Genomic DNA, 22742 nt, shown 5'->3' with positions numbered 1-22742 from the left:
GATGGCCGCTGATGTCATCATTCTGCGCGGGATGGTTTTCTATGGGTATCACGGCGTCCATCCCGAGGAGCAACGGCTGGGCCAGCGCTTCCTGGTGGACCTGGAGGCGCGCTGTGACCTGCGTCCGGCTGGTACCAGCGACGAGCCGGCACAGACAGTGAACTACAGCGACCTCTACCGGGTGGCCCGCGAGATTGTGGAGGGTCGACCACGCCAGCTTGTCGAGACGCTAGCCGAGGAGATCGCGGCAGGCGTGCTCGCGCGGTTCCCGCTCGTCGAATCGGTCACCGTCACTGTGTGGAAGCCTGGAGCGCCCATTGCCGGTAGCGTGTTGGAGCGAGTCGGCGTGCAGATCACCCGAGAGCGGGGCAGGGCGTCATGAGGGAGATCGACCGAGCGCGCTTGGAGACGGCTGTCCGGATGATCCTGGAGGCAGCCGGCGAGGACTTGGATCGACCGGAGCTCCGGGAGACGCCACGCCGTGCAGCCGAGATGCTGCGAGAACTACTCGGCGGGCTGGAGATCGACCCGGCCAGTTTTCTGGCCGAGCCGCTGGCCGAGCAACACGAGGGTCTGGTCGTCATCCGCGACATCCCGGTGCGCTCGGTCTGCGAGCACCACCTGGTGCCGATGGTCGGCCGAGCTCATGTGGCCTATCTGCCTGACGGGCGCATCGTCGGCTCGGACCGCATTATCAAGCTGGTAGACGCGCTGGCTCGCCGCCCGCAGCTTCAGGAGCGCCTGACACGGCAGATCGCCGAGGCGATCGAGCAAGCGCTGCGCCCGCAGGGAGTGGCGGTCCAGCTCGAGCTGGAGCAGATGTGCATGACGATCCGCGGCGTCCAGGCCCGAGAGAGCCGGGTCTTGACCGCCGTCTACCACGGCGCCTTCGACGATGACCCGTCGCTCCGCGCTCTGCTCGCCTCCTGGTGAAGGCGCATGCGGTAGACTACTTACGTCAATGATGGAGGGGAGCGATGGCGGCGACGCCAGCACGGTCCGCGACCGCTCTGGAGACGTGGGAGTGGGGTCGCCGGACCTACGTCATGGGAATCATCAACGTCACGCCCGACTCGTTCAGCGGCGATGGTCTGGCTGAGCAGCTCGACGCGGTGGTCGAGAAGGCACGGGCCATGGTCGAGGCCGGCGCAGACTTGATCGACGTCGGCGGCGAATCCACCCGGCCCGGGCACACGCCGGTTCCGGCGGAGGAAGAACTCCGTCGGGTCATTCCGGCTATCCAGGCACTGGCCCAGGCCATTCCGGTGCCGATCTCGATCGACACCTCGAAGGCGATCGTGGCCGAGGCTGCCCTCGAGGCCGGCGCCTCGATCATCAACGACGTGCGCGGGCTTCAGGGCGATCCAGACATGGCGCCTCTCGCCGCGCGAGCCGGCGTGCCGGTGATTATCATGCACGACCGGAAGATCGAGTCCGCTGATCGGCTGATTCCCGACATCGTGCGCGAGCTGGCACGGCGGATCGAGCACGCGCTGTCGGCCGGCATCGCCTGGGAGCGGATCGTCATCGACCCCGGCTTCGGCTTCGGCAAGACCCCGGACCTCAACCTGCTCCTCCTGCGGCGGCTCCGTGAGCTGACCGTGCTCGGGCGGCCGATCCTGGTTGGGACCTCACGCAAGAGCATGATCGGGCAGGTGCTCGGGACACCGCCGGAGGACCGGCTCGAGGGGACGGCAGCCACGGTAGCGCTCGCGATCGCGAACGGCGCCGATATCGTGCGGGTCCACGACGTGCCGCAGATCGTCCGGGTCGTGCGGATGACCGACGCGGTCGTGCGCGGGCGATGGTGAGGGCTTACATCGGCCTCGGCAGCAACCTGGGAGACCGGCTCGGCTACCTGCGCGGCGCCGTGCGCGGGTTAGCCGAGATAGGCAAGATCGTCGCCGTCTCCTCGCTCTACGAGACTACGCCGGTCGGCTACCTCGACCAGCCCTGGTTCCTGAACGCGGTGGTCGCGCTCGAAACCGGAGCATCGCCTGAGGAACTCCACCGGCACTTGCTAGGGCTCGAGGAGGCCGCGGGGAGGGAGCGGCCGTTCCCCAACGCGCCGCGCACGCTCGACCTCGACCTCCTGTTCTACGATGACCTCGTGCTCAACCGGCCCGAGCTGACGATCCCCCATCCGCGTCTGCACGAGCGGGCTTTCGTGCTGGTGCCACTGTTCGAGATCGCGCCGAACCTCCGGCACCCGACGCTGCACAAGCCGGTCCGCGAGCTGCTCGCCGCGCTCGGTGACGTCAGCGCCCAGCTCCTCCAGATCGCCGGGTCCGAGTGGGCTTCAGGGGAGAGTTGAGACCAACCTCGTCCTCGCGATGATAACCGCCAGCACGGACCGGCGAGATAACCTCCAGAAGGACAGCGTAGCCGACCCTCCTGGTAGGATTCGCACGGCAGGCGCGATCCGCAGGCTTTCCCACCCTCGGGCGGTATTTCGCAGCCTCAGCAGGGAGGAGCAGCGTGCAACCGAGCGACCACGAGCATTGCGGTGATCAGGGTCTCGTCCTAGCACTCGACATCGGCACGTCGTCGGCTCGAGCGGCGATTTTCGACTCGCGGGGCACACTGCTGCCCGGCACCTTGGCACGCGCCGCCTGTCGCCTACGCACGAGCGAGGACGGTGGCGCCGAGCTCGACCCTGAGGAGCTGGCAGAGGCGGTCGAGGGGCTGATCGACCAGGTCATCTCCGTGGCAGGAACGCGGCCGATCCTGGCGGTGGGGATGGCGACCTTCTGGCACAGCCTCCTCGGCCTCGACGCCAGCGGGAGGCCGACGACCGCAGTCCTGACCTGGGCCGACACGCGGGCCGCTCGCGTCGTGCCGATGCTGCGCGAGCGGCTCGACCCGGAGGCGCACCACCGGCGCACCGGGGCCTACCTGCACCCGAGCTATCCGGTTGCCCGGCTTGCCTGGCTACGCGCCGAGTACCGCAGCATCTGGGAACGGACGACACGCTGGGTATCCTTCGCCGAATATCTCTTCCTTCGCTGGTTCGGCCAGGCGACCTGTTCCATCTCGATGGCGTCCGGCACCGGGCTCTTCCACCACGAGACGCTCGGCTGGGATCTCCCCACGCTCGAGGCGGTCGGTCTCCAGCCCAGCCAGTTGTCCGCCATCGGCGACGAGCCGGCGAGCGGCCTACGCGCCACCTATGCCCGGCGCTGGCCAGCACTGACTCGCGCCGCCTGGCTTCCCGCCTGGGGCGATGGCGCGTGCAGCAACGTGGGAAGCGGCGCAGTGGGTACCGATCGGCTCGCCCTGATGGTAGGCACCTCCGGCGCCATGCGCCTGCTCTGGGAAGGTATGCCGCCCGAACCGCCGCAGGGGCTGTGGCTGTACCGGCTCGACCGCCGCCGGCCGGTGCTCGGCGGCGCGTTGAGCGAGGGCGGCAACTTCATCGACTGGGTGTGCCGCGAGTTCCGCCTCCCGTCGCTGGACGAGCTGCAAGAGGCACTGGCCGCCTGCCAGCCCGGCGCTCATGGGCTGGTCTGGCTACCGTTCCTCGCGGGCGAGCGCAGCCCTGGCTGGGCCGGGCACGCCCGGGCGACTCTCTCCGGCTTGCACCTGGACACGACCGCCCTCGAAGTCCTGCGAGCCGCGCTCGAGGCAGTGGCCTGCCGCTTCGTCCTCGTCTACCGCCTGATCCTGGCGGCCGTGCCCGGCGAGCGACTGATCGTCGGCAGTGGCAACGGGCTCGTCAACAATCCGGTCTGGGCACAGATCATGGCCGATGCGCTCGGGCAGCCGCTTGCCCTCTCACCCGAGCCAGAGGCGTCGCTGCGCGGGGCGGCGCTGGTCACGCTGGAACGACTGGGACTCGGAAGCCTGGAGGCACTGGCGCGCCCGTCGCTGGAGGGCGCTCACCAGATCACGCCCGACCCAGACCATGCCCCGGCCTACGAGGCGATGCTCGCCCGCCAGCAGGCGCTCTACCGCCTGGTGATCAGTGCAGGACTGTAAGTTTAACTGCGGTAGAGAATGCGCTGTGCCTTCGCAGGATCACTTTCCACAAACGTGCCTGGCTCCACCGAGCGTCCTCGTCTGCCCTCCGAACAGCGACCGTCTCTTTCAGGCAGCGAGCACGCCATCGTTCGAGGCTCAGGATCGATATGCTCCAAGCACGGTACTGCGAGAATTTCCACGCTCGCATGGGGGTATTGACTTCCGGGCGGATAACAGCTAGAGTGGGAGCGTGCTGGATACGTATACACCTTCCTGCCACCTTACCGTACTGAACCCGCACGGAGTCGAAACACACATCGCACCGGTCGCGGAGCGAGCTGGAGTTCAAGGCAATGATGCGCCTTGGTGACCAGGGCGGCCATGTGAACAGTCGCGTAATCGCGCAACTTGCCGGGGTCTCGCAGGCGACCGTGTCACGCGTGCTCAACAACCGGACGAACGTGAGTCCGCAGACGCGCGAGCGGGTTCTTCAGGTCATCGAGGCGCTCAATTACACGCCGAACGTGCTGGCGAGGAGCCTCGCCACTCGCAAAACGAATACGATCGGATTGGTCGTCGCCAACATCAAGAATCCCTTCTTTGCCGAGATCGTCGAATCGATCACGAACATAGCGGCGTCACAGGGCATGAATATCATCCTCTGTAGCACCTCTCAGGATCACCGGCTCCAGCGGCAGCACGTGCGCATGCTCATCGAGCACCGCGTCCAAGGGATCATCATGACCTCAGTCATGCTCGATGACAGCTATATCAGGACGCTCGTCCCCAATGGATTTCCCGTCGTTCTGGTCAACCGGTACCTGCCTGGAGTTCCAGCAGACAGCGTGGTGATCGACAACTACTCTGGAGCCTACGAGGCGACGCGACATTTCATCCGGCTCGGGCACGCGACTGTCGGGTACGTGCGAGGCGTCCGGAACACCTCGACTAACCGGGATCGCGAACGAGGTTATCGTGAGGCCCTCAACCAGGCAGGCATTCCCGTCCGTCGCGGCTGGATCTTCGACGGTCACTATTCCTGGCAAGGTGGCTACAACGCTGGCCTGCGGTTTCTCAGACTTCGCCATAGACCGACGGCGATGCTGTGCGCCGACGACCTGACTGCAATCGGTTTCATCGACGCACTTTATGATCGAGGCCTCCGGGTGCCGGACGCGGTCGCTGTGATCGGGTTCGACGATGTGCAAGAAGCATCGTACCGTCCCATCGGGTTGACGACGGTCCGCCAGCCTGTCACTGCAATGGCGGAGGCAGCCATGCGCCTGCTCCTCGACCGCATCGGAGGCTATTGTGGGGACCCACGACAGATCGTCCTTCCGGCGGAGCTCGTTATCCGGAAATCGTGCGGAGCCAATCCGCTCTGGTACCTCGCCAGAGGTGAAGAAACCCTCGTCGCTGACGCTGTCCCGGTGAACTGAGGAGACAGAGACGCGAGATGCTCGGTCGCTGCTTCCGCACACCGCGCTGCAGAGTTCACGAGGGGTTGCTGCGCCGGGCTTCCTGTGAACAGCCATCGTTCGATCTCTTTGCGAGGCGGCATGCTACCGCTGCAGGGCGGAGGAGATAGAGTATGGTGCTGCACTTGATCATCAGAAGGCTCTTCTTCCTCGTCTTCGTCCTGCTCGGCCTCTCCCTGATCACGTTCACGCTCTCGCACGTTGTTCCGAGCGACCCGGCCAGGATGATCGCCGGCCCGCGCGCCAGTCCCGAGGCGGTCGAGAAGATCCGCAAGGACTATGGGCTCGACCGGCCGCTGCACGAGCAGTACATCCGCTACATGGCTGGCGTGATCCGGCTGGACTTCGGCGAGTCGCTCTCGTCGCGACGCCCAGTGAACCAGGATCTCAAGCGTTACCTCCCGGCGACGGTCGAGCTGACGCTCTACGCCATGCTCTTTGCGGTGGTGGCAGGCATCCCACTGGGGGTGCTCTCCGCGGTCAAGCGGAACTCGCTGCTCGACGGCATCACCCGGACGATCTCGGTGCTCGGCCTCTCGATCCCGTCGTTCTGGCTGGCGCTCATGCTCCAGTTCGTGCTCTTCGCCCAGCTCGGGCTCTTGCCCGATGGGCAGCGCCTGCCGATCGGGGTGAAGGAGCCGCCCACGATTACCACGCTCTACACCGTGGACGCGCTGCTCAGCGGGCAGTTCGGTTTGTTCCTGACCGCACTCAAGCACCTGGCCATGCCAGCGTTCGTCCTCGGCTTCGGCTCGCTCGCTATCGTCACCCGGATGGTGCGTTCCGGGATGCTCGAGGTGTTGGGACAGGACTACATCCGGACGGCGCGCGCGAAGGGACTGGAACAGAAGACGGTCGTGATCCGGCACGCGCTTAAGAACGCTCTGCTGCCTGCGGTGACCGTGATCGGCCTGCAGATCGGCCTGCTACTCGGCGGCGCGGTGCTGGTCGAGATCATCTTCTCCTGGCCGGGGATCGGCCGCTATGCGTTCACCGCCATCCAGAACTTCGACTACAATGCCGTCATCTCGGTGACGCTGATCATCGGCTTCGCCTACGTCACCGTGAACCTGCTGGTGGACATCGCGTATGTACTGCTCGATCCGAGGATACGGGTAACATGACGGCCGAGCCGAGAGTCACGCCAGAACCACAGATCCTGCCACTCGGGCTGACTGAACGCGCAGCCCGGCGGCGGGGACCGCTGGTGACCCTCGTCGACTTCGCCCGCCAGAGCCCGCTCAACCTGCTGGCCCTCGGGCTGATCGCCCTGTTCGTCTTCCTGGTTGTGTTCGGCGGCACGCTGGCGCCCCACGACCCAATCAAGCCCAACATCCAGCTCAAGCTTCACGCACCGTCGTCCACCTACTGGTTCGGCACCGACGAGCTGGGACGGGATGTCCTGAGCCGGGTGATGAGCGGGGCCAAGTACTCGCTCGGGGTCGCCGTGATCATCCTCTCGATCGCGCTGGTGATCGGCGTCGTCGTCGGCGCGCTGGCGGGGTATCTCGGCGGGCTGGCCGACGAGGTGCTGATGCGGCTCACCGACCTCTTCCTGGCGTTTCCGGCCCTGATCCTGGCCATGGCGATCGCGGCGGCACTCGGGCGCAGCTTGCAGACCGCGGCAATCGCGCTGACCGCCGTCTACTGGCCCTGGTATGCCCGGCTGGTGCGGGGGCAGGTGCTCGCGCTCAAGGAGCGGGAGTTCGTGGAGGCGGCCCGGGCGCTGGGCGCGAGCCCGGGGCGGGTGCTGCTGCGGCACATCCTGCCCAACACCACGGCGCCGGTGATCGTCCAGCTCACGATCGACGTCGGCTACGCGGTGCTCGCGACCGCCGGGTTGTCGTTCCTGGGGCTGGGAGCACAGCCGCCGACGCCGGAATGGGGGAGCATGATCGCCGGGGCGCGCACGGTCTTCCGCGAGGCCTGGTGGTATATCAGCTTCCCCGGGCTGGCGCTGACGCTCACCGTCGTCGGATTCAACCTGTTAGGGGATGGGTTGCGCGACTACATCGACCCCCGCACCCGGCGCCGGGCCTGGTGAGCGGGCACGGCGAAAGGAGGACCACACAGCCTCGATCCATCCCTGGCGAGGAGTGTGCGCTGAGCGTGGCAGACGAGTGAGGAGGGGCACGATGGAACGCCGACATCCGGAGCACTACCTCGACCTGCTGCTGGGCGCCCGCGCCGGCCGACTGACGCGCCGGCAGGTGCTGACTCGCGGGCTGCGGCTGGGGCTCTCCACCCCAGCTATCCTGTCGCTGCTGGCAGCCTGCGGACAGCAGGAGGAAGGCGGCGCCGCGCCCGCACCGACCAGCGCCCCAGCGGCCGGCCAGACGCCGGCGCCGGGGGCGACCGCGACGGGCGAGCGGCGGCTGTCGGACAACCGCGACTTCGTGGTGGCCTTCAGCGGCGGGGTGCCCGACCTCGACCCGCAGTCGGCCTACGACAACCAGGCCAGCGCCCTGTTCCTGGCCTGCTACGAGATGCTGATCGCGCTCAAGGGGGAAAGCACCTTCGAGTACGAGCCGATGCTAGCTCGCGAGTGGTCGCAGAACGACGACCTGACCGAGTTCACCTTCAAGCTGGCCCCCAACGCCAAGTTCCATGACGGTACCCCCTGCGACGCCGAGGCGGTGAAGGCCTCCTTCGTCCGCTTCCGGCGGATGGAGCGGGGACCATACAACGTGATCAGCCGCTTCGTCGACAACCCGGAGGAGCAGATCGAGGTCGTCGATGCGACCACGCTGGTGTTCAAGATGACCAAGCCAGAGCCGCTATTCCTGGCGGCGATGGCCTCGGAGTACGGGCCTCTGGTGGTGTCGCCGGCAGCGATGGAGCAGCACAAGACGGCGGACGACCCCTACGCCCACGAGTGGTTCGCCCAGAACATCGTGGGGACGGGGCCGTACAAGGCGGTGGAGATCCTGCCGCAGGAGCGGTTCGTCTTCGAGCGATTCGCCGACTACCACAGCGAGCCACCCTTCTTCGACCGGATCATCGCCCGGGTGGTGGTGGAGGACGCCACCCGGCGCCAGCTCATGGAGAGCGGCGAGGTCCACGGCTGCGCCTACATCAACCCTGAAGACTTGCTCGTAATGAGGGACAACCCGGCCCTCCAGGTGGTCGAGTACGACACGACCGAGGTGGACTGGATCCGGATGAACTACGCCAAGCTGAACGCCAAGGCGCGTCAGGGCTTTGCCTATGCCTGGCCGTACCAGGAGGTGATCGAGCAGGTCTTGCGTGGCTACGGGAAGCCGATCAACGGGCCGATCGCCGACACGGTGATCGGCTACGATCCGAGCATCCCGACCTACACGACTGACCTGGAGAAGGCCAAGCAGCTTCTGACCGAGGCCGGCATCCGGGAGGGCGACACCTTCACCTACATGTTCGCTACCGGCGACGCGACCGACTCGGCGATGGCGCAGCTCTTCCAAGCCAACCTGGCGCAGATTGGGATTACCCTCGAGCTCCAGCAGGTCGACCGCGCCGCCTTACTCGAGCTGGCTTACGGCGACTCCCCTCCCGAAGAGCGCCCGCACTTCATGTCCGCCGGCTGGTGGCCGGACTACAACGACTCCTGGAACCAGATGTACCCGAACTTCCACTCTGATTCGGTCGGTTCGAAAGGGTCGAACGCCATGTTCTACCAGAACGCGGAGTTCGACCGGCTGATGGATCAGCTCCAGGTGGCCGAAAGCGAAGAGGAGATCCGAGAGCTAACCGGCCAGATCGTGAAGATCCTGACCTGGGACGACCCGGCGGCGATCTTCTACGCCCAGATCAAGAAGGCGACGGTGCTGCAGGCCGATATCCGCGGCTTCACGCCGAACGGGATCTACATCAACTCCTTCCCCTTCTGGCACATGTGGCGCGAGGCCACGTAGGGGACAGACTAGGAGCGGATCCGGCAGGGGGCACAGGCGGCTGCCTGTGCCCCCTGCCTCGTTTCCAGGCTTGCCGCGAGCGTCACGCTCGGGTATCGTGGCGACGGCGTGGTACGCGCGTGCGCGGGGAAGGAGGATCGGGTGAGCGCGCAGGCCTCTGCTCGTCTCTGGGGAGGACAGTCGATGGTACGCCCGCTGAAGCGGGTGCTGGTCTTTCCTCCTGTCCCTCCAGATGCATCGGTCTCCTGGGAGGACTTCGGCTATTTCCGCCCGATCGACCACGCGCGTGCCGTCGCCGAGCACGCCGCCTTCCGGCAGCTCCTAGCTAGAGCCGGCGTGGAACTCGTCGTCGGAGAGATCGACGACCCTGCGCTTCAAGACGCGATCTTCCCCTTCGACCCGGTGCTCATCACCGACCACGGCGCGGTGCTCTGCCGGATGGGCAAGCCTCTGCGTGCCCGCGAGGTCGAGCTAGCCGAGCAGACGATGGCCGACCTCGGTATCCCAGTCATCGGTCGCATCCAGGAGCCCGGCACGCTGGAGGGCGGCGACTGCCTCTGGCTCGACGAGCGCACGCTCGTCGTCGGGCGCGGCTACCGCACCAACAGCGAGGGGATCCGGCAGCTCTCCGAGATCCTCTCGCCGCTCGGCGTGACCGTGCTCAGCGTCGATCTGCCGCACTGGCACGGCCCGGAGGAGTGTCTCCACCTGCTCTCGCTGATCAGCCTGGTCGACGACGACCTCGCCGTCGTCTACCTGCCGCTGCTGGCCGCCGAGATGGTTCGCCTCCTCCGGCAGCGCGGCGTCGAGCTGATCGCGGTACCGGACGAGGAATTCCCGACCCAGGGCCCCAACGTGCTGGCGCTGGCGCCGCGCCGTTGCCTGATCCTGGAGGAGAACCGGGAGACCATCCGCCGGCTGGAAGCGGCCGGCTGCGAGGTACTGACCTATACGGGTCACGAGATCTCCCACAACCGGTCAGGTGGGCCGACGTGCCTCACCAGGCCGTTACTACGCAGTGAGGAGTAGACGACTGATGGCTGGAGACATCGACCCGCAGCTCGTCCGCGCTATCCGCGAGGCCGTCGAGGCCAGGCGCGAGGATCTGGTCGCGCTGCTGCTCCGGCTGGTCGGCACGCCCTCGGTAACCGGCCATGAGGGGCCAGTACAGGACGTCATCGAACAGGAATTCCGGTCCCGGGGTCTGGCGGTCGACCGCTGGGAAGCCCGACCAGAGGAAATCGCTCCGTATGTCGAACACGTCGGCGAGCAGGCACGGTACGAGGGCCGGCCCAACCTCGTCGCCCGCTGGCCGGGCAGCGGAGGCGGCCGCTCGCTGTTGCTCAATGCCCACATCGACACCGTTGAGGTGGGCGATCGCTCCGCCTGGAGCCATGACCCGGCTGGTGAGGTCGCCGGCGATCTGGTCTACGGGCGCGGGAGCTGCGACATGAAGGGCGGCCTGGTCGCCTTCCTCGGCGCGCTCGAGGCGCTCCGCTCGCTCGGCGTCCGGCCGCGGGGCGATCTGTTGCTGAACACCACGGTCGGCGAGGAGGACGGAGGACTCGGCGCGCTCTCGACGGTGCTGCGCGGCTACCGGGCCGATGCCGTCGTAATCTCCGAGCCGACGCGTCTCGCGCTGGTACCCGCGCAGGGAGGCTCGCTCGTCTTCCGCCTGACGGTCACCGGCAAGGCCGCCCACGCGGCCATGCGCGACGAGGGCGTGTCGGCGTTCGAGAAGTTCCTGCCGCTCTACCAGGACCTGATGGCCTTCGAGGCGGAGCGCAACCGCCGGCTGCGACACCCGCTCTATGAGCGCATCGAGAACAAGGTGCCGATCAATATCGGCATCGTCCGAGCCGGAGTCTGGCCCTCGACCGTGCCGGAGACGCTGGTAGCCGAAGGGCGCGTCGGCCTGGCGCCGGGAGAGGATATGGCCTCGTTCAAGCGTGAGGTGGAGCGCAGGGTCGCCGAGGCTGCCGAGCGCGACGAGTGGCTCCGTCAGCATCCCCCGCGCCTGGAGTGGTTCAGCGGCCAGTTCGCTCCAGCGGAGGTACCGGCCGACGCCGAGATCTGCCGGGCCATCGTCCGGGCACACGAGGCCGCGCACGGCTCGGCGCCGTCCGTCGAGGGGGTGACCTACGGGGCCGACATGCGGCTGTTTATCCTCTTCGGCGGGATGCCCTGCGTGATGTACGGCCCTGGCGACGTGGCGGTCGCCCACCAGGCCGACGAGCACATCTCGGTCACCGAGCTCGTGGCGGCAGCCCAGACGTTCGCGGTGCTCATCGCCGGGTGGTGCGGGCTCGCCGAGGACTGAGCCTGAGCAGCTCTCGGCTGCCCTGGAGGCAACCCTGTCCCATCCTGCACTCCTCCGCGGGGACGATGCCGGAGCGTGGTGGCGCTCACGCTACCCTCGCTGGTGCGCGGAGGCACGGGCCTGCGCTCGAAAGGGTCCGGACTCCCGCGGCCAGTGCGATGAGACGGCGAATGGGGAATTGCCTGCAACCGTCGGCTGGGAGACAACGTGGCTCTTCTGTGGGCCGCGCAGCAGTGCCCGGCCCTTCGACACACGCTGGGCCCTTGCCCTCGGCGCCAGCCCCCGGAGAACCGGAGGTGGACGATGTCCCATGCGTCCGCAGGCCACCGGCAGATCGTCGCCCTGGCCCAGGGCTATCAGACCGCCGCGCTGCTGATCGCCTACGCCGAGCTGGGTATCGCCGACCAGCTCGCGGGCGGCCCGCGCTCGGCCGCGGAGGTCGCCCAGGCGGTAGGAGCAGACCCGGCGGCGGTCGCGCGCCTGCTGGCGGCCGCTGAGGCGCTCGGGCTGGCGGCGCGGAGCGGAGACCGCTGGCAGAATACGCCGCTCTCGGAGGAGACGCTCGTCAGCGACTCGCCGCGCTCGCTCGTCAACTTCCTGCGACACCAGGGTGCCTTCTACCGTCGCTGGAGCCGGCTAGCCGAGGCGGTGCGCACCGGGCGCCGGCCCGAGGAGAACCGGCAGGACGAAGCCGCCGGGGACTGGGTTCGCAGCTTTACCCTGATGCTCTACGACATCGCCCGCGTGCAGGCGCCGCTGGTCGCCACGGCCCTGACCCCGCTCCTCGCCGAGCTGCCGCGGCCACCCACGATCATCGACGTCGGCGGCGGGCACGGGGAGTACGCGATGGAGCTAGCCCGGCAGGTGCCCGGGCTGGAGGCGGTCGTCTTCGACCTGCCGCCGGTGATCGCCGTCACCAGGGAGCTCATCGCCAGGGCCGGGTTGCAGGATCGGGTGCGGGCGGTGACCGGCGACTTCCACCAGGACTCGCTCGGCTCCGGCTACGACCTGGCGCTGCTCTTCGGCGTGCTGGTGAGCGAGGACGAGCCCTCGGCCCTCCGCCTGCTCGGCAAGGTGCGCGAGGCACTCGCGCCGGGAGGCTGGATCGCGATCACGGCGCATGCGCCGGACAACCCGGAAGCGCGCCTCCGCCAGGCGCTGCGAGACCTCCACATGCTCCTCTCGACCGAGCGCGGCCGCGTGCCGGGCGTCGCGACGATCGAGTCCTGGCTGGCGACGGCGGGCTTCGCCGAGTCCCAGCGCCTGCCAATCGAGGGCGACCTGGCCAACCAGGTACTGGTCGCCCGCCGGCCGACCGCGAGCGAGCCGACGCCGCCTTCCTGATGTCACGTTGCGGAGCGTCGAGACCGAACTGCTATCGCACGAACGCCGCCGTCTGACCTGCCAGCGCGTCGGCCAGCCACCGAGGGTGCATCGACAGCAGATCGTCCGGCAGGGCGTCCGGCGGGAAGAAGGCGGCATCGAGGATCTCGGCGTCGTCCGCGCGCAGAGCGCCACCGGAGATCTCGCAGAGCAGGCAGCAGGTCACGAACTGGACGGCCTCTCCGGAAGGGTAGACGAACACCTGCGAGGCCGGCTCAGAGTAGACGCCGACCAGCCGCAGGACGCGTACCTCCAGCCCGACCTCTTCGCGCAGCTCGCGCGCCACCGCCTCGGCTACCGTCTCACCGCGCTCCACCTGCCCCATCGGCAGGCCCCACCGGCCGTTGTCGGCCCGCTTCACCAGGAGCACGCGTCCGTCGCCGTCCAGCACGACCGCAGCGACGCCCGGGGCCACTCGCTCGGGCCAGGGATGGGAGGGTCTCGTCCACTGCCGGATCGAGCGTCCCGGCTCGAAGAGGTCGAGCAGGGTGCGGATGCATGCGTCCGGGTTGCGGAAGTCTCCGGCCGTGGGATAGCGGGGCGGTTCCTCGGCCACCAGGATAGCGGGGATCCCGGCCTGGTGCGCGCCGAGCACGTCGGACTCAGGGGTATCGCCGACCATCACGACCCGCTGGCGACCCGGGAGGCTCGCCAGCGCCAGCTCGAACATCGGCAGAGACGGCTTGCCGACGACGATCGGACGCCGCCCGGTGGCCGCCTGCACCGCGCTGACCACGGCGCCGGTCGCCGGGGCCAGGCCACCGGGGACGGGGAACGCCCCGTCGACGTTGACTGCGACGAACCGCGCGCCCTGGTGGATCAGCCGGCTGGCCCGCAGGATATCGAGATAGCCGAGGTGCTCGTCGGCACCGACCACGACCGCCTCCGGCCGCTCCCGGTCGACGACCGCGATCCCGGCCTGCTCCAGCTCCGCCCGCAGCCCAGCGCTGCCGACGACGAAGACCGAGCGCACACCCTCTCGCCGGAGGAACTCAGCCGTCGCCCACCCACAGGTGATGACCTCGTCGGCGCGGGCCTCCACGCCGAGACCGGCCAGCCGCTCCGCGAGCTCGCTCCGGGTCGGCCGCGGATCGTTCGTCAGGAAGCGGATCGCCTTGCCGGCCTCGCGGAGCCGGCCGAGCGCCTCAGCGGCACCGGGCAGCAGCTCGGCTCCGATGTAGACCACACCGTCCAGATCGAGGAGAAAGGCATCGAACTGCTCGGCAAGCACCCATCACCTCCCGCCGCGGGGATCGCCGTGCCGCGATGCGGCAGCCTGTGCGCCGGAATCCGGCGGTCGCCGCGTCCGATTATGCCCCACCGGGTGACCGGCCTAGCCGATCCGCCGGGCGACGATCCTGTTAAGATGTTCGGGGGAGCAGGTCGCCTCGGGAGGGGAAGGGTGTTGCTCGCCGGATCGACAGCGCCGCCCCGGCCGGTAGTACAGGCGGATCGGGTCGTCACCAGCGGCTCCCTGGAGGCGCCGGGGCTCTCGGTCGTGGTTCCGGTCTACGACGAAGCCGAGAGCCTGCCGCTCCTCTACGAGGAGCTGCGGGAGACGCTCAGCACGCTGCCCTGGCCGGCCGAGATCATCTTCGTCGACGACGGCAGCCGGGACGGCTCGACCGCCGTCCTGCGCCAGCTCTTCGAGCGCGACCAGCGCGTGCAGGTGATCGAGCTGCGGCGCAACTTCGGCAAGGCCGCCGCCCTCCAGGCCGGATTCGCGGCCGCTCGCGGCGAGCGCATCGTCACGCTCGACGCCGACCTTCAGGACGTGCCGGCCGAGATCCCCCGGCTGCTCGCGACGCTCGAGCACGTCGACCTGGTGAGCGGCTGGAAGCGGCCCCGGCGCGACCCGCTCTCCAAGCGCTTGCCCTCCCTCTGGTTCAACCTGGTCGTCCGGCTGCTCACCGGCGTGCCCCTGCACGACTTCAACAGCGGTCTCAAGGCCTACCGCGCGGAGGTGCTGCGGGAGCTGCCGCTCTACGGCGAGCTGCACCGCTACATCCCAGTGCTGGCCTACGCCCGCGGCTTCCGGGTCGCCGAGCTGCCAGTCGAGCACCGGCCCCGGCGCTTCGGCCGCTCCAAGTTCGGCGCCGGTCGCTTCGCCAGCGGCTTCTTCGATCTGCTGACCGTGCTCTTCCTGACCCAGTACACCCGGCGGCCGCTCCACCTCTTCGGCTGGTTCGGCCTGCTCTCGCTCGGCCTCGGCACCCTGATCAACGCCTACCTGAGCGCGCTGTGGTTCCTCGGCCAGCCGATCGGCCACCGGCCCCTGCTGACCCTCGGCGTGCTCCTGATGACCATCGGCGCGCAGTTCTTCCTCACCGGCCTGCTGGCCGAGCTGATCGCCCACGCCGCGCCGCGCCGGGACTACAGCGTCCGCCAGCACCTGCGCCACGACGGGTCAGCGGGCGAGGACATCACCCAGCGCGTGCCGGGAGATGGGAGCCTCCCGCATGACCAGTAAGCCGACGGAGGAGTCTCCCTTCGGCCAGCCGGGCGCTACCGCGAGCCGTACCCAGCGGGCCCCGACCGCACCGATAGTGCTGGAACCGGTGGCCTGCGACCTCTGCGGCGCCGACGACACTGAGCCAATCCTCTCTCTGCGCGACCTGATCCACCGCACGACCGGCCTGCCCTTCACGCTGGTGCGGTGCCGTCGCTGCGGCCTGCGCTACCTGAACCCGCGGCCGATCCTGGCACAGCTCGACCGCTTCTACCCAGTGGACTACGCGCCCCACCGGCGCGGCAGGCTGGCCGCCGCCGCCCGACGCTGGCTCCTGCGCCGGGAGCTCCGCGCCCTCTGGCCCCTGCTGGCGCCGCCGCGCCGCGTGCTGGAGCTCGGCTGCGGCTCGGGCGACCTGCTCCAGATCGTCCGCGAGCTCGGCAACCCGAACGTGATGGGGATCGAGCCGAGCGCGTCCGCCGCCGACCTCGCCCGCCAGCGCTGGGGGCTGGAGGTGGTGCGCGGCACGCTCGAAGAGGCTCGGCTGACCAGCGGGAGTTTCGATGTCGCGCTGGCGCAGCACGTGCTCGAGCACCTGCCCTCGCCTTCCGCCACGCTCGCCGAGCTCGCCCGGGTGCTGCGCCCCGGGGGCACGCTCGTCCTCTGGCTACCCAACGCCGGCTCCTGGGCAGCGCGGGTCTGGGGCCCCGCCTGGATGGGCTACGACGCCCCGCGGCACCTCTACACGTTCGACCTGGAGACGCTCCGCGTCCTGCTGGATCGGCACGGCTTCGGCGTGGCCGCCGTGCGCCACGAGTGGGTGGGCATCGAGTGGTCGTGGGGCCTGCGGCTGGCGCTGCGCCAGCGCGGGCACGACGGCGACGCGCTCGAGCGCCTCCTGGGCCGGCTGCACCTGCCGCTCACCGTGGCAGCGACGCCGGTCTCGCTGGCCGCCGCGCTGGCCCGCCGTTCCGGCCGCGTGCGGGTAGTCGCCCGGCTGCGCGCCTAGCCATGTTTTGCCCATCATAACCAGCTCTTGTCAGCCTCCGGCACACTCTGCTATAAGGTGGCTGCTGTCGACCCGGCCAGCCGTCCTGGTTCATCCGGGTGACCGTTCTGGCGACGGAAGGAGACCGCGACGATGCCCCGCTTGCGCCTGAGCGACGCTGAGTACCTGCGGCGTCGCGCCACGATCCTCCAGCGTCTGGGCGAGCGCGACATCACGGCAGTGGTGGTTTTCGGCCCCAACAACGTCTCCTACTTCAGCCGCTTCGGCTTCATCCCGACCGAGCGCCCCATCGCCTTCGTGCTCACGCGAGACACGTCGGCCCTCCTGGTGCCGCGCCTCGAGCTGGAGCACGCCCAGGAGTTCGCGCTCACCGACCGGATCGTCTCGTATCCGGAGTACCCCGATCTGCGCCACCCGATGGAGTTCCTCAAGGACATCCTGGTCGACCTCCGGCTGAGCCGGGCGAAGATCGGCGTCGACTCCGACGGCTACGGCCAGCTCTACGGCTATCGCGGCCCGAAGGTCAGCGAGCTCTTGCCCGAGGCCGAGATCGTCAACGTGGCCGACGACATCGAGTACATGCAGATGATCAACTCGGAGGAGGAGCTGGAGCTCCTGCGCGAGAGCGCCCGCTGGGCCAACCTGGCCCACGCCTACCTCCAGGAGTACTGCCGCGTCGGCGCCACCGAGACCGAGATCTCGATGCGCGCCTCCTACGAGGCCTCGCAGGCGATGATCCGCACCCTGGGCCCGGAATACCGCCCGCTAGGCCGCGGGTTGGCCTCGGCCGGCTTCCGCGGCCAAATCGGCAAGGACTCGGCCCTGCCGCATGCCATGACCAGCAACGCCCGCCTCAAGCCCGGCGACATCCTGGTCACCGGCGCGACGGCGTACATCTGGGGCTATAGCTGCGAGCTGGAGCGCACCATGATCATGGGCGAGCCCAGCCCGGAGCAGGAGCGCTTCTTCAACCTGATGCTGGAGGTACAGACCCTGGCCATCCAGACCATCAAGCCCGGCATCCCCTGCTCGGCGGTGGACAAGGCGGTGCGCGACTTCTTCAAGGAGAACGGGCTGGAGCAGTACTGGCGACACCACACCGGGCACGCCAAGTCCACGCTCGTCCACGAGGCCCCCTTCCTCGACGTCGGCGACCAGCAAACCATCGAGGTCGGCATGGTCTTCACCGTCGAGCCGGGCATCTACGTCCCGGAGCTGGGCGGGTTCCGCCACTCGGACACCGTCGCGGTGACGCCGGACGGCGTCGAGATGATCACATACTACCCGCGCGACCTCGCGAGCCTGGTCATCCCGGTCTGACTCCAGCGCCCGGAGGTCGCCGAACTGTCACGCGCCTGACCGTGGTCTAGCTTGAAGCGGAGGAGGAGAACGATGGGAGAGCGAATCTCACGCGAGCGAGCGGAGACGATCGTCCGGCAGTTCCGGCGCTATGAGCAGCACTTCGCCGAGCAGGGCATCGACCGGCGCCAGTTCCTTCGCCTCATCGCCGCGGGTAGCGCCGCCGCGACCGTGCTGCCAGTGCTGGTGGCCTGCGGCGAGGTCAGCGAGCGAGAGGCGACGGAAGCGACCACCCCGGCCCCGACGGGGGCTCAGACCCCCGCGACCGGCGCTGCGCCTACCCCGGCCGCCGGGGCTTCCCCCACCGCGGCCGGTGGGCCGCAGCGGGGCGGCACGATCGTCATCGGCACGCTCGGCGAGGCGCAGACCATCAACCCGCTGCTGACCAACGAGACCGAGGGCCAGTGGCGCGCCCGCATGCTCTTCGACGAGTTCCTCAAGCTCGACCTCGAGACGCTCGAGCCCGTGCCGAACATCGCCAAAGAGTGGACGATCGACGGCGAGACGACCTATACCTTCACCCTCCAGGAGGGCGTCACGTTCAGTGATGGCACGCCGCTGACCGCCGACGATATCGCCTTCACGCTCCACGCGATCCTCAAGAAGGAGACCGCGAGCCCGTTCGTGCCGCGCTTCATCGGCATCGAGGGGGCCGAGGAGTACAACAAGGGCGAGGCCGACACGATCAAGGGCGTCGAAGTCGTCGACGAGCAGACCATCAAGATCACGCTCAAGGAGCCGAACGCCGCCTTCCTGGCCAACCTGCGCTGGCTGAGACCGCTGCCCAAGCACCTGCTCGAGGGCAAGAACCTGACCGATGACCCGTTCTTCCAGCAGCCGGTCGGCGCCGGCCCGTTCGTCTTCAAGAGCTGGAACATCGGCGGCGACTTCGTCGCCGAGCGCAACCCGCACTACTGGCAACAGGGCCTGCCGTACCTGGACGGCTTCACCCACCGCACCATCGCCGACTCCCAGTCGCTGGTCATCGCCCTCGAGACCGGAGAGATCGAGGCCTCGATGTACGCCCAGCCGACGCTCGCCGACCAGTTGAAGGCGCGTGAGAACCTGGTCGTGCTGGTGCGGCCGCCGGGAGTCGACATCAACGGTTGGAACTTCGGCGAGAAGAACATCGAGGCGCTGGCCGATCCCCGGGTGCGGCGCGCGATCGCGATGGCGATCGACGTGGATCGGTTCGCCAGCGACTTCCTGCTCGGCCTGGGCAAGCCGGCGATCGGGCCGGTGCCGCCGGGGCACTGGGCCTTCAAGCAAGACCTGCAGCGGATCCCCTACGACCCGCAGGCCGCTAAGCAACTGATCCAGGAGGCCGGGGCGACCGGCCTGCGCGTGCGCCTCACCGCCAACGCGGGGAACAAGTTCCGCGAGGACTGGGTGACCTTCACGCAGCAGGCGCTCGCCGAGATCGGCCTCGAAGGCGTGCCCGACCTAAAGGAGTGGACACAGGTAGTGCAGGAGGGCACCAACGGCACCTTCGAGCTGATCTGCCCCACCTTCGCGAGCATGACCGTCGATCCGGACGAGCTGTACCTGTGGTTCCACTCCCAGTCGCCCCGCAACGTCTCCGGCTACTCGAACCCGGAGATGGACAAGCTGCTGGAGGAGGGCCGCCGCACGCTCGACGTCGAGAAGCGCAAGCAGATCTACGCGCAGGTGCAGGAGCTGATCCAGCGAGACGTGCCGGTGTTCTACGCCTGGGATCGCCCGTTCATCAACGTGGTCACCAAGGACTTCCAGGGCTACGTCAACACCGTGCTCTCCTTCTTCGAGCGGCTGGAGGAGTGGCACCGGGTCAGCAGCTAGCCGTTCGACCATCGAGCGCGGCGCGGGGTGCGGCGAGCCGGCCTGAGGCCCCGCTCCGCGCCGCGGAGGCCGATCCGGGAGCGGAGGTGGCGGCGTCGTGACGCCGGCGAGCCGTGCCTACATCGTGCGCCGTATCGTGCTCTTGCCGTTCTTGTTAGTCGGCTTGAGCATCGTCGTCTTCGCCTTGATCCACCTCGCTCCCGGCGACCCCGCGCTCGCCTTCATCTCCGAGCAGGCGATGGATCCCGAGCTCGTCGAGCAGGTGCGCAGGAACCTGGGGCTCGACAAGCCGCTCCCCGTCCAGTACGCCGTGTGGGCCTCCCACGTGATCCGCTTGGACTTCGGCACCGCCTACACGTTCAACCGGACACCGGTGATCGACCTCGTCCGCGAGCGCCTGGGGGTGACCGTGCAGCTCCAGGGGCTGGCCCTGCTGGTCGCGCTGGCGCTGGCGATCCCGATCGGGGTGATCTCCGCGCAGCGGCGCTACTCGCTCTTCGACCACACGACGACGGTCGGCGTGCTGCTCGGCCTGGCGCTGCCCAACTTCTGGATCGCCCTGCTGCTGCAGCTCCTGTTCGCCGTCAAGCTCGGCTGGCTCCCCGCGTTCGGTTCCGGGGCCGACGCCCACGGGCTCCAGAAGGTCGCCCACTACGTGATGCCGGTCACCGTGCTGGCGACGACGGTGCTCCCCATCTTCGTGCGCTTCATGCGCTCGAGCATGCTCGACGTGATCTCGCAGGACTACGTCCGCACCGCGCGGGCGAAGGGGTTGCCCGAACGCGCGGTGATCTACGGGCACGCGCTGCGCAACGCGCTGATCCCGATGGTCACCGTCGTCGGCAACCAGCTCGCCGGCCTGCTCAGCGGCTCGGTGATCGTCGAGTACATCTTCGGATGGCCGGGGCTGGGCTCGCTCGCCTACGAGTCGATCCTGCGCCGCGACTACCCGGTCATCCTCGCGCTCACCCTGCTGGCGGGTAGCTTCATCCTGATCGTGAACGTGCTGGTCGATATCGTCTACGCGCTGATCGACCCGCGCATCTCGTTCGACTAGGCGCCGGAGCGCGGGTCGCGGGCTGGAGGCACGAGAAGATTATGGCCGAGACCGCTGCGACGCCTGCCCTCGGGATCGACCGGCTCAGCCGGCCGCCGGAATCGCAGCTCCGGCTGGCCTGGCGGAGCTTCCGGCGCAACCGGCTCGCGGTCGCCGGCGGCGTCGTGCTCCTGCTGCTGTACGTGGTCGCGCTGTTCGCCCCGGTGCTCGCCCCGTACGATTACCGGGCCTTCAACCCCGGCCAGCCGCTGAAGCCGCCGAGCGCGCAGCACTGGATGGGGACAGACCGGCAGACGCGCGACGTCTTCAGCCGGGTACTGGTCGGCTCGCGGGTGTCGCTCGCGGTCGGCTTCGCCGCGGTGTCGCTGATCATGCTGATCGGGATCACGCTCGGCGCCGTCGCCGGCTACCTCGGGGGCATCGTCGACAACGTGATCATGCGCTTGACCGACATCATGCTGGCGATCCCGCTGCTCTTCCTGCTGATCGCCGCGGCGGCCCTCTTCACGCCGGGGATCCGGACGACGGTGATCGTGATCGGCTTCACGTCGTGGATGACGACGGCCAGGCTGGTGCGCGGCGAGTTCCTGCGGCTGAAGGCGCTCGACTACGTGCTCGCGGCACGCGCGCTGGGGGCCTCGACCCCGCGGATCATGGCGCGGCACCTGCTGCCGAACGCGCTCCCTGCCATCATCGTCCAGGCGACCCTCTGGCTCTCCTACGCCATCCTGCTCGAGTCGAGCCTCTCGTTCCTCGGCCTGGGCGTGCAGCCGCCGACGCCCTCCTGGGGCAACATGCTGGCCGACGGGCGAGTCGACATGCGGATGGGCTGGTGGGTGGCGGTCTTCCCCGGCATGGCCATCTTCGTCACGGTGCTGGCCTTCAACCTCGTCGGCGACGGGCTACGGGACGCGTTCGACCCCTGGCGCCGCGAGCGGTGACCCACCCGTGGAGAGGCCGTATACCCGTCTCCCCTCGGGGAGAGGGGGGAAGGAGTGAGGGACACCCCTCACCTTGCTATAATCCGTAGCAGAGGCGACGAGGCAGCGGCAGCGCGCGGGTTCCCGGCGCTGCCGTCTCACCGTTGCCCCAGGCGGCGAGCGACCGCACCGGCGGCAGGGAAGAGCAGGCATGGCGGTCAAGCGCGACTACTACGAAGTCCTGGGCGTGAGCCGCAACGCCTCGGCGGAGGAGATCCGCCGCGCCTACCGGCGGCTGGCGCGCCAGTACCACCCGGACGTCAACAAGGATCCCGAGGCTGAAGAGCGCTTCAAGGAGATCAACGAGGCCTACGAGGTGCTCAGCGACGAGCAGCGCCGCGCGGCCTACGACCGCTTCGGCCACGCCGGCGCCGGCGCTGGCGTGGGCGCCGGCGGCTTCGAGACCGGCATGGGCGGCGACCCCTTCGGCTTCGGCTCGCCCTTCAGCGACCTCTTCGAGACCTTCTTCGGCGGCATGACCGTGGGCACGCGGCGCCGGCCCAGCCGGGGCGCCGATCTCGAGGCCGAGGTGACGCTCGACTTCGAGGAAGCGGTCTTCGGGGCCGAGAAGGAGATCGAGATCGAGCGCCTGGAGCTGTGCCCGGACTGCCGCGGCACGCGCATGCGCTACGGCGCGCAGCCGAGCGTCTGCCCGGTCTGCGGCGGCACCGGCCAGGTGCGGCGCTACCAGAACACCATCCTGGGCCAGATGATCACCGCCACCACCTGCAGCCACTGCGGCGGCGAGGGGCGCGTGGTGACCGACCCCTGCCCCACTTGCCGCGGGCGCGGGCGGACGGTGCGCAAGCGCACGCTCAGCGTCACCATCCCGCCTGGCGTCGAGGACGACGTCACCCTGCGGCTGACCGGCGAGGGCGAGCACGCGCTGGGCGGCGTGGCCGGCAACCTGTACGTGCGGGTACGGGTGCGGCCTCACGAGTTCTTCCGTCGCCAGGGCACGCAGATCTACCTCGACCTGCCGGTCAACATCGTGCAGGCGGCGCTAGGGGCCGAGATCGAGGTGCCGACGGTGGAC

The 22742-nt window shown here is 68.8% G+C and carries 20 protein-coding genes; 19 read left to right on the top strand and 1 reads right to left on the bottom strand.

The genetic code is table 11. The features are described 5' to 3' along the window. Nucleotide 1 precedes the first annotated feature (1 nt). The 12 genes from folB to NET02_RS13225 all read left to right on the top strand — a co-directional run bounded on the left by folB (nt 2) and on the right by NET02_RS13225 (nt 12995). The gene (gene folB / locus NET02_RS13280; RefSeq protein WP_284057909.1) at nt 2-382 is read left to right on the top strand and encodes a dihydroneopterin aldolase; all 381 of its coding nucleotides are present in this window, start codon (nt 2-4) and stop codon (nt 380-382) included. Next, nucleotides 379-933: a GTP cyclohydrolase I gene (gene folE / locus NET02_RS13275; protein WP_284057908.1), complete on the top strand. Its 555-nt coding sequence runs from the start codon at nt 379-381 to the stop codon at nt 931-933. Before folB ends, folE begins: the two co-directional genes overlap by 4 nt. Before the next feature lie 44 nt (nt 934-977). Continuing rightward, nucleotides 978-1811, top strand: a complete 834-nt coding sequence (gene folP / locus NET02_RS13270; protein WP_284057907.1) for a dihydropteroate synthase — start codon at nt 978-980, stop codon at nt 1809-1811. Beyond that, nucleotides 1805-2314, top strand: coding sequence for a 2-amino-4-hydroxy-6-hydroxymethyldihydropteridine diphosphokinase (folK, locus tag NET02_RS13265; protein ID WP_284057906.1), 510 nt, complete (start codon nt 1805-1807; stop codon nt 2312-2314). The genes folP and folK overlap by 7 nt, the downstream gene beginning before the upstream one ends. Nucleotides 2315-2478: 164 nt before the next feature. Continuing rightward, nucleotides 2479-3978: a gluconokinase gene (locus tag NET02_RS13260; RefSeq protein ID WP_284057905.1), complete on the top strand. Its 1500-nt coding sequence runs from the start codon at nt 2479-2481 to the stop codon at nt 3976-3978. Between the two features lie 365 nt (nt 3979-4343). Then, nucleotides 4344-5399 carry a LacI family DNA-binding transcriptional regulator gene (locus NET02_RS13255; RefSeq protein ID WP_284057904.1) on the top strand — a complete coding sequence of 352 codons (1056 nt, stop codon included), beginning with the start codon at nt 4344-4346 and terminating at the stop codon, nt 5397-5399. 152 nt (nt 5400-5551) lie between these two features. Continuing rightward, nucleotides 5552-6562 (top strand): ABC transporter permease, encoded by a 1011-nt coding sequence (locus tag NET02_RS13250; RefSeq protein WP_284057903.1) that lies wholly within the window; start codon nt 5552-5554, stop codon nt 6560-6562. Further along, complete coding sequence (gene nikC / locus NET02_RS13245; protein ID WP_284057902.1) at nt 6559-7482, top strand: nickel transporter permease; 924 nt, start codon at nt 6559-6561, stop codon at nt 7480-7482. The genes NET02_RS13250 and nikC overlap by 4 nt, the downstream gene beginning before the upstream one ends. Nucleotides 7483-7573: 91 nt before the next feature. Further along, nucleotides 7574-9331 (top strand): ABC transporter substrate-binding protein, encoded by a 1758-nt coding sequence (locus NET02_RS13240; protein ID WP_284057901.1) that lies wholly within the window; start codon nt 7574-7576, stop codon nt 9329-9331. 183 nt (nt 9332-9514) lie between these two features. Beyond that, nucleotides 9515-10360: a dimethylarginine dimethylaminohydrolase family protein gene (locus tag NET02_RS13235; RefSeq protein WP_284057900.1), complete on the top strand. Its 846-nt coding sequence runs from the start codon at nt 9515-9517 to the stop codon at nt 10358-10360. A 7-nt stretch (nt 10361-10367) separates the two neighbouring features. Continuing rightward, entirely contained in the window at nt 10368-11651 is a 1284-nt protein-coding gene (locus tag NET02_RS13230; RefSeq protein WP_284057899.1) for an ArgE/DapE family deacylase, read from the top strand. Between the two features lie 303 nt (nt 11652-11954). Next, on the top strand, nt 11955-12995 hold the full coding sequence (locus tag NET02_RS13225; protein WP_284057898.1) for a methyltransferase: 1041 nt from the start codon (nt 11955-11957) through the stop codon (nt 12993-12995). A 31-nt stretch (nt 12996-13026) separates the two neighbouring features. Here the strand turns inward: NET02_RS13225 and NET02_RS13220 are convergent, their stop codons facing one another. Continuing rightward, a complete protein-coding gene (locus NET02_RS13220) occupies nt 13027-14265 on the bottom strand; it encodes an HAD-IIA family hydrolase (protein WP_284057897.1) in 1239 nt (412 codons plus the stop codon). Nucleotides 14266-14436: 171 nt separating this feature from the next. On the opposite strand from NET02_RS13220, the gene NET02_RS13215 reads away from it, so the two are divergent. The 7 genes from NET02_RS13215 to NET02_RS13185 all read left to right on the top strand — a co-directional run. After that, complete coding sequence (locus tag NET02_RS13215) at nt 14437-15504, top strand: glycosyltransferase family 2 protein (protein ID WP_284057896.1); 1068 nt, start codon at nt 14437-14439, stop codon at nt 15502-15504. Next, on the top strand, nt 15494-16492 hold the full coding sequence (locus tag NET02_RS13210; protein WP_284057895.1) for a class I SAM-dependent methyltransferase: 999 nt from the start codon (nt 15494-15496) through the stop codon (nt 16490-16492). The genes NET02_RS13215 and NET02_RS13210 overlap by 11 nt, the downstream gene beginning before the upstream one ends. Before the next feature lie 132 nt (nt 16493-16624). After that, the gene (locus tag NET02_RS13205; RefSeq protein ID WP_284057894.1) at nt 16625-17812 is read left to right on the top strand and encodes a M24 family metallopeptidase; all 1188 of its coding nucleotides are present in this window, start codon (nt 16625-16627) and stop codon (nt 17810-17812) included. 72 nt (nt 17813-17884) lie between these two features. Beyond that, a complete protein-coding gene (locus NET02_RS13200; RefSeq protein ID WP_284057893.1) occupies nt 17885-19669 on the top strand; it encodes an ABC transporter substrate-binding protein in 1785 nt (594 codons plus the stop codon). Nucleotides 19670-19766: 97 nt separating this feature from the next. After that, on the top strand, nt 19767-20726 hold the full coding sequence (locus NET02_RS13195; RefSeq protein ID WP_284057892.1) for an ABC transporter permease: 960 nt from the start codon (nt 19767-19769) through the stop codon (nt 20724-20726). A 41-nt stretch (nt 20727-20767) separates the two neighbouring features. Continuing rightward, nucleotides 20768-21667, top strand: coding sequence for an ABC transporter permease (locus NET02_RS13190; protein ID WP_284057891.1), 900 nt, complete (start codon nt 20768-20770; stop codon nt 21665-21667). A 190-nt stretch (nt 21668-21857) separates the two neighbouring features. Continuing rightward, on the top strand, nt 21858-22742 hold an 885-nt coding region (locus NET02_RS13185), incomplete at its 3' end, for a J domain-containing protein (protein ID WP_284057890.1).

This window comes from Thermalbibacter longus (assembly GCF_023806485.1).
In the GTDB taxonomy this organism is placed as follows: Bacteria; Chloroflexota; Chloroflexia; order Thermomicrobiales; family Thermomicrobiaceae; genus Thermalbibacter; species Thermalbibacter longus.
This window is presented reverse-complemented; position numbering and strand designations above follow the sequence as displayed.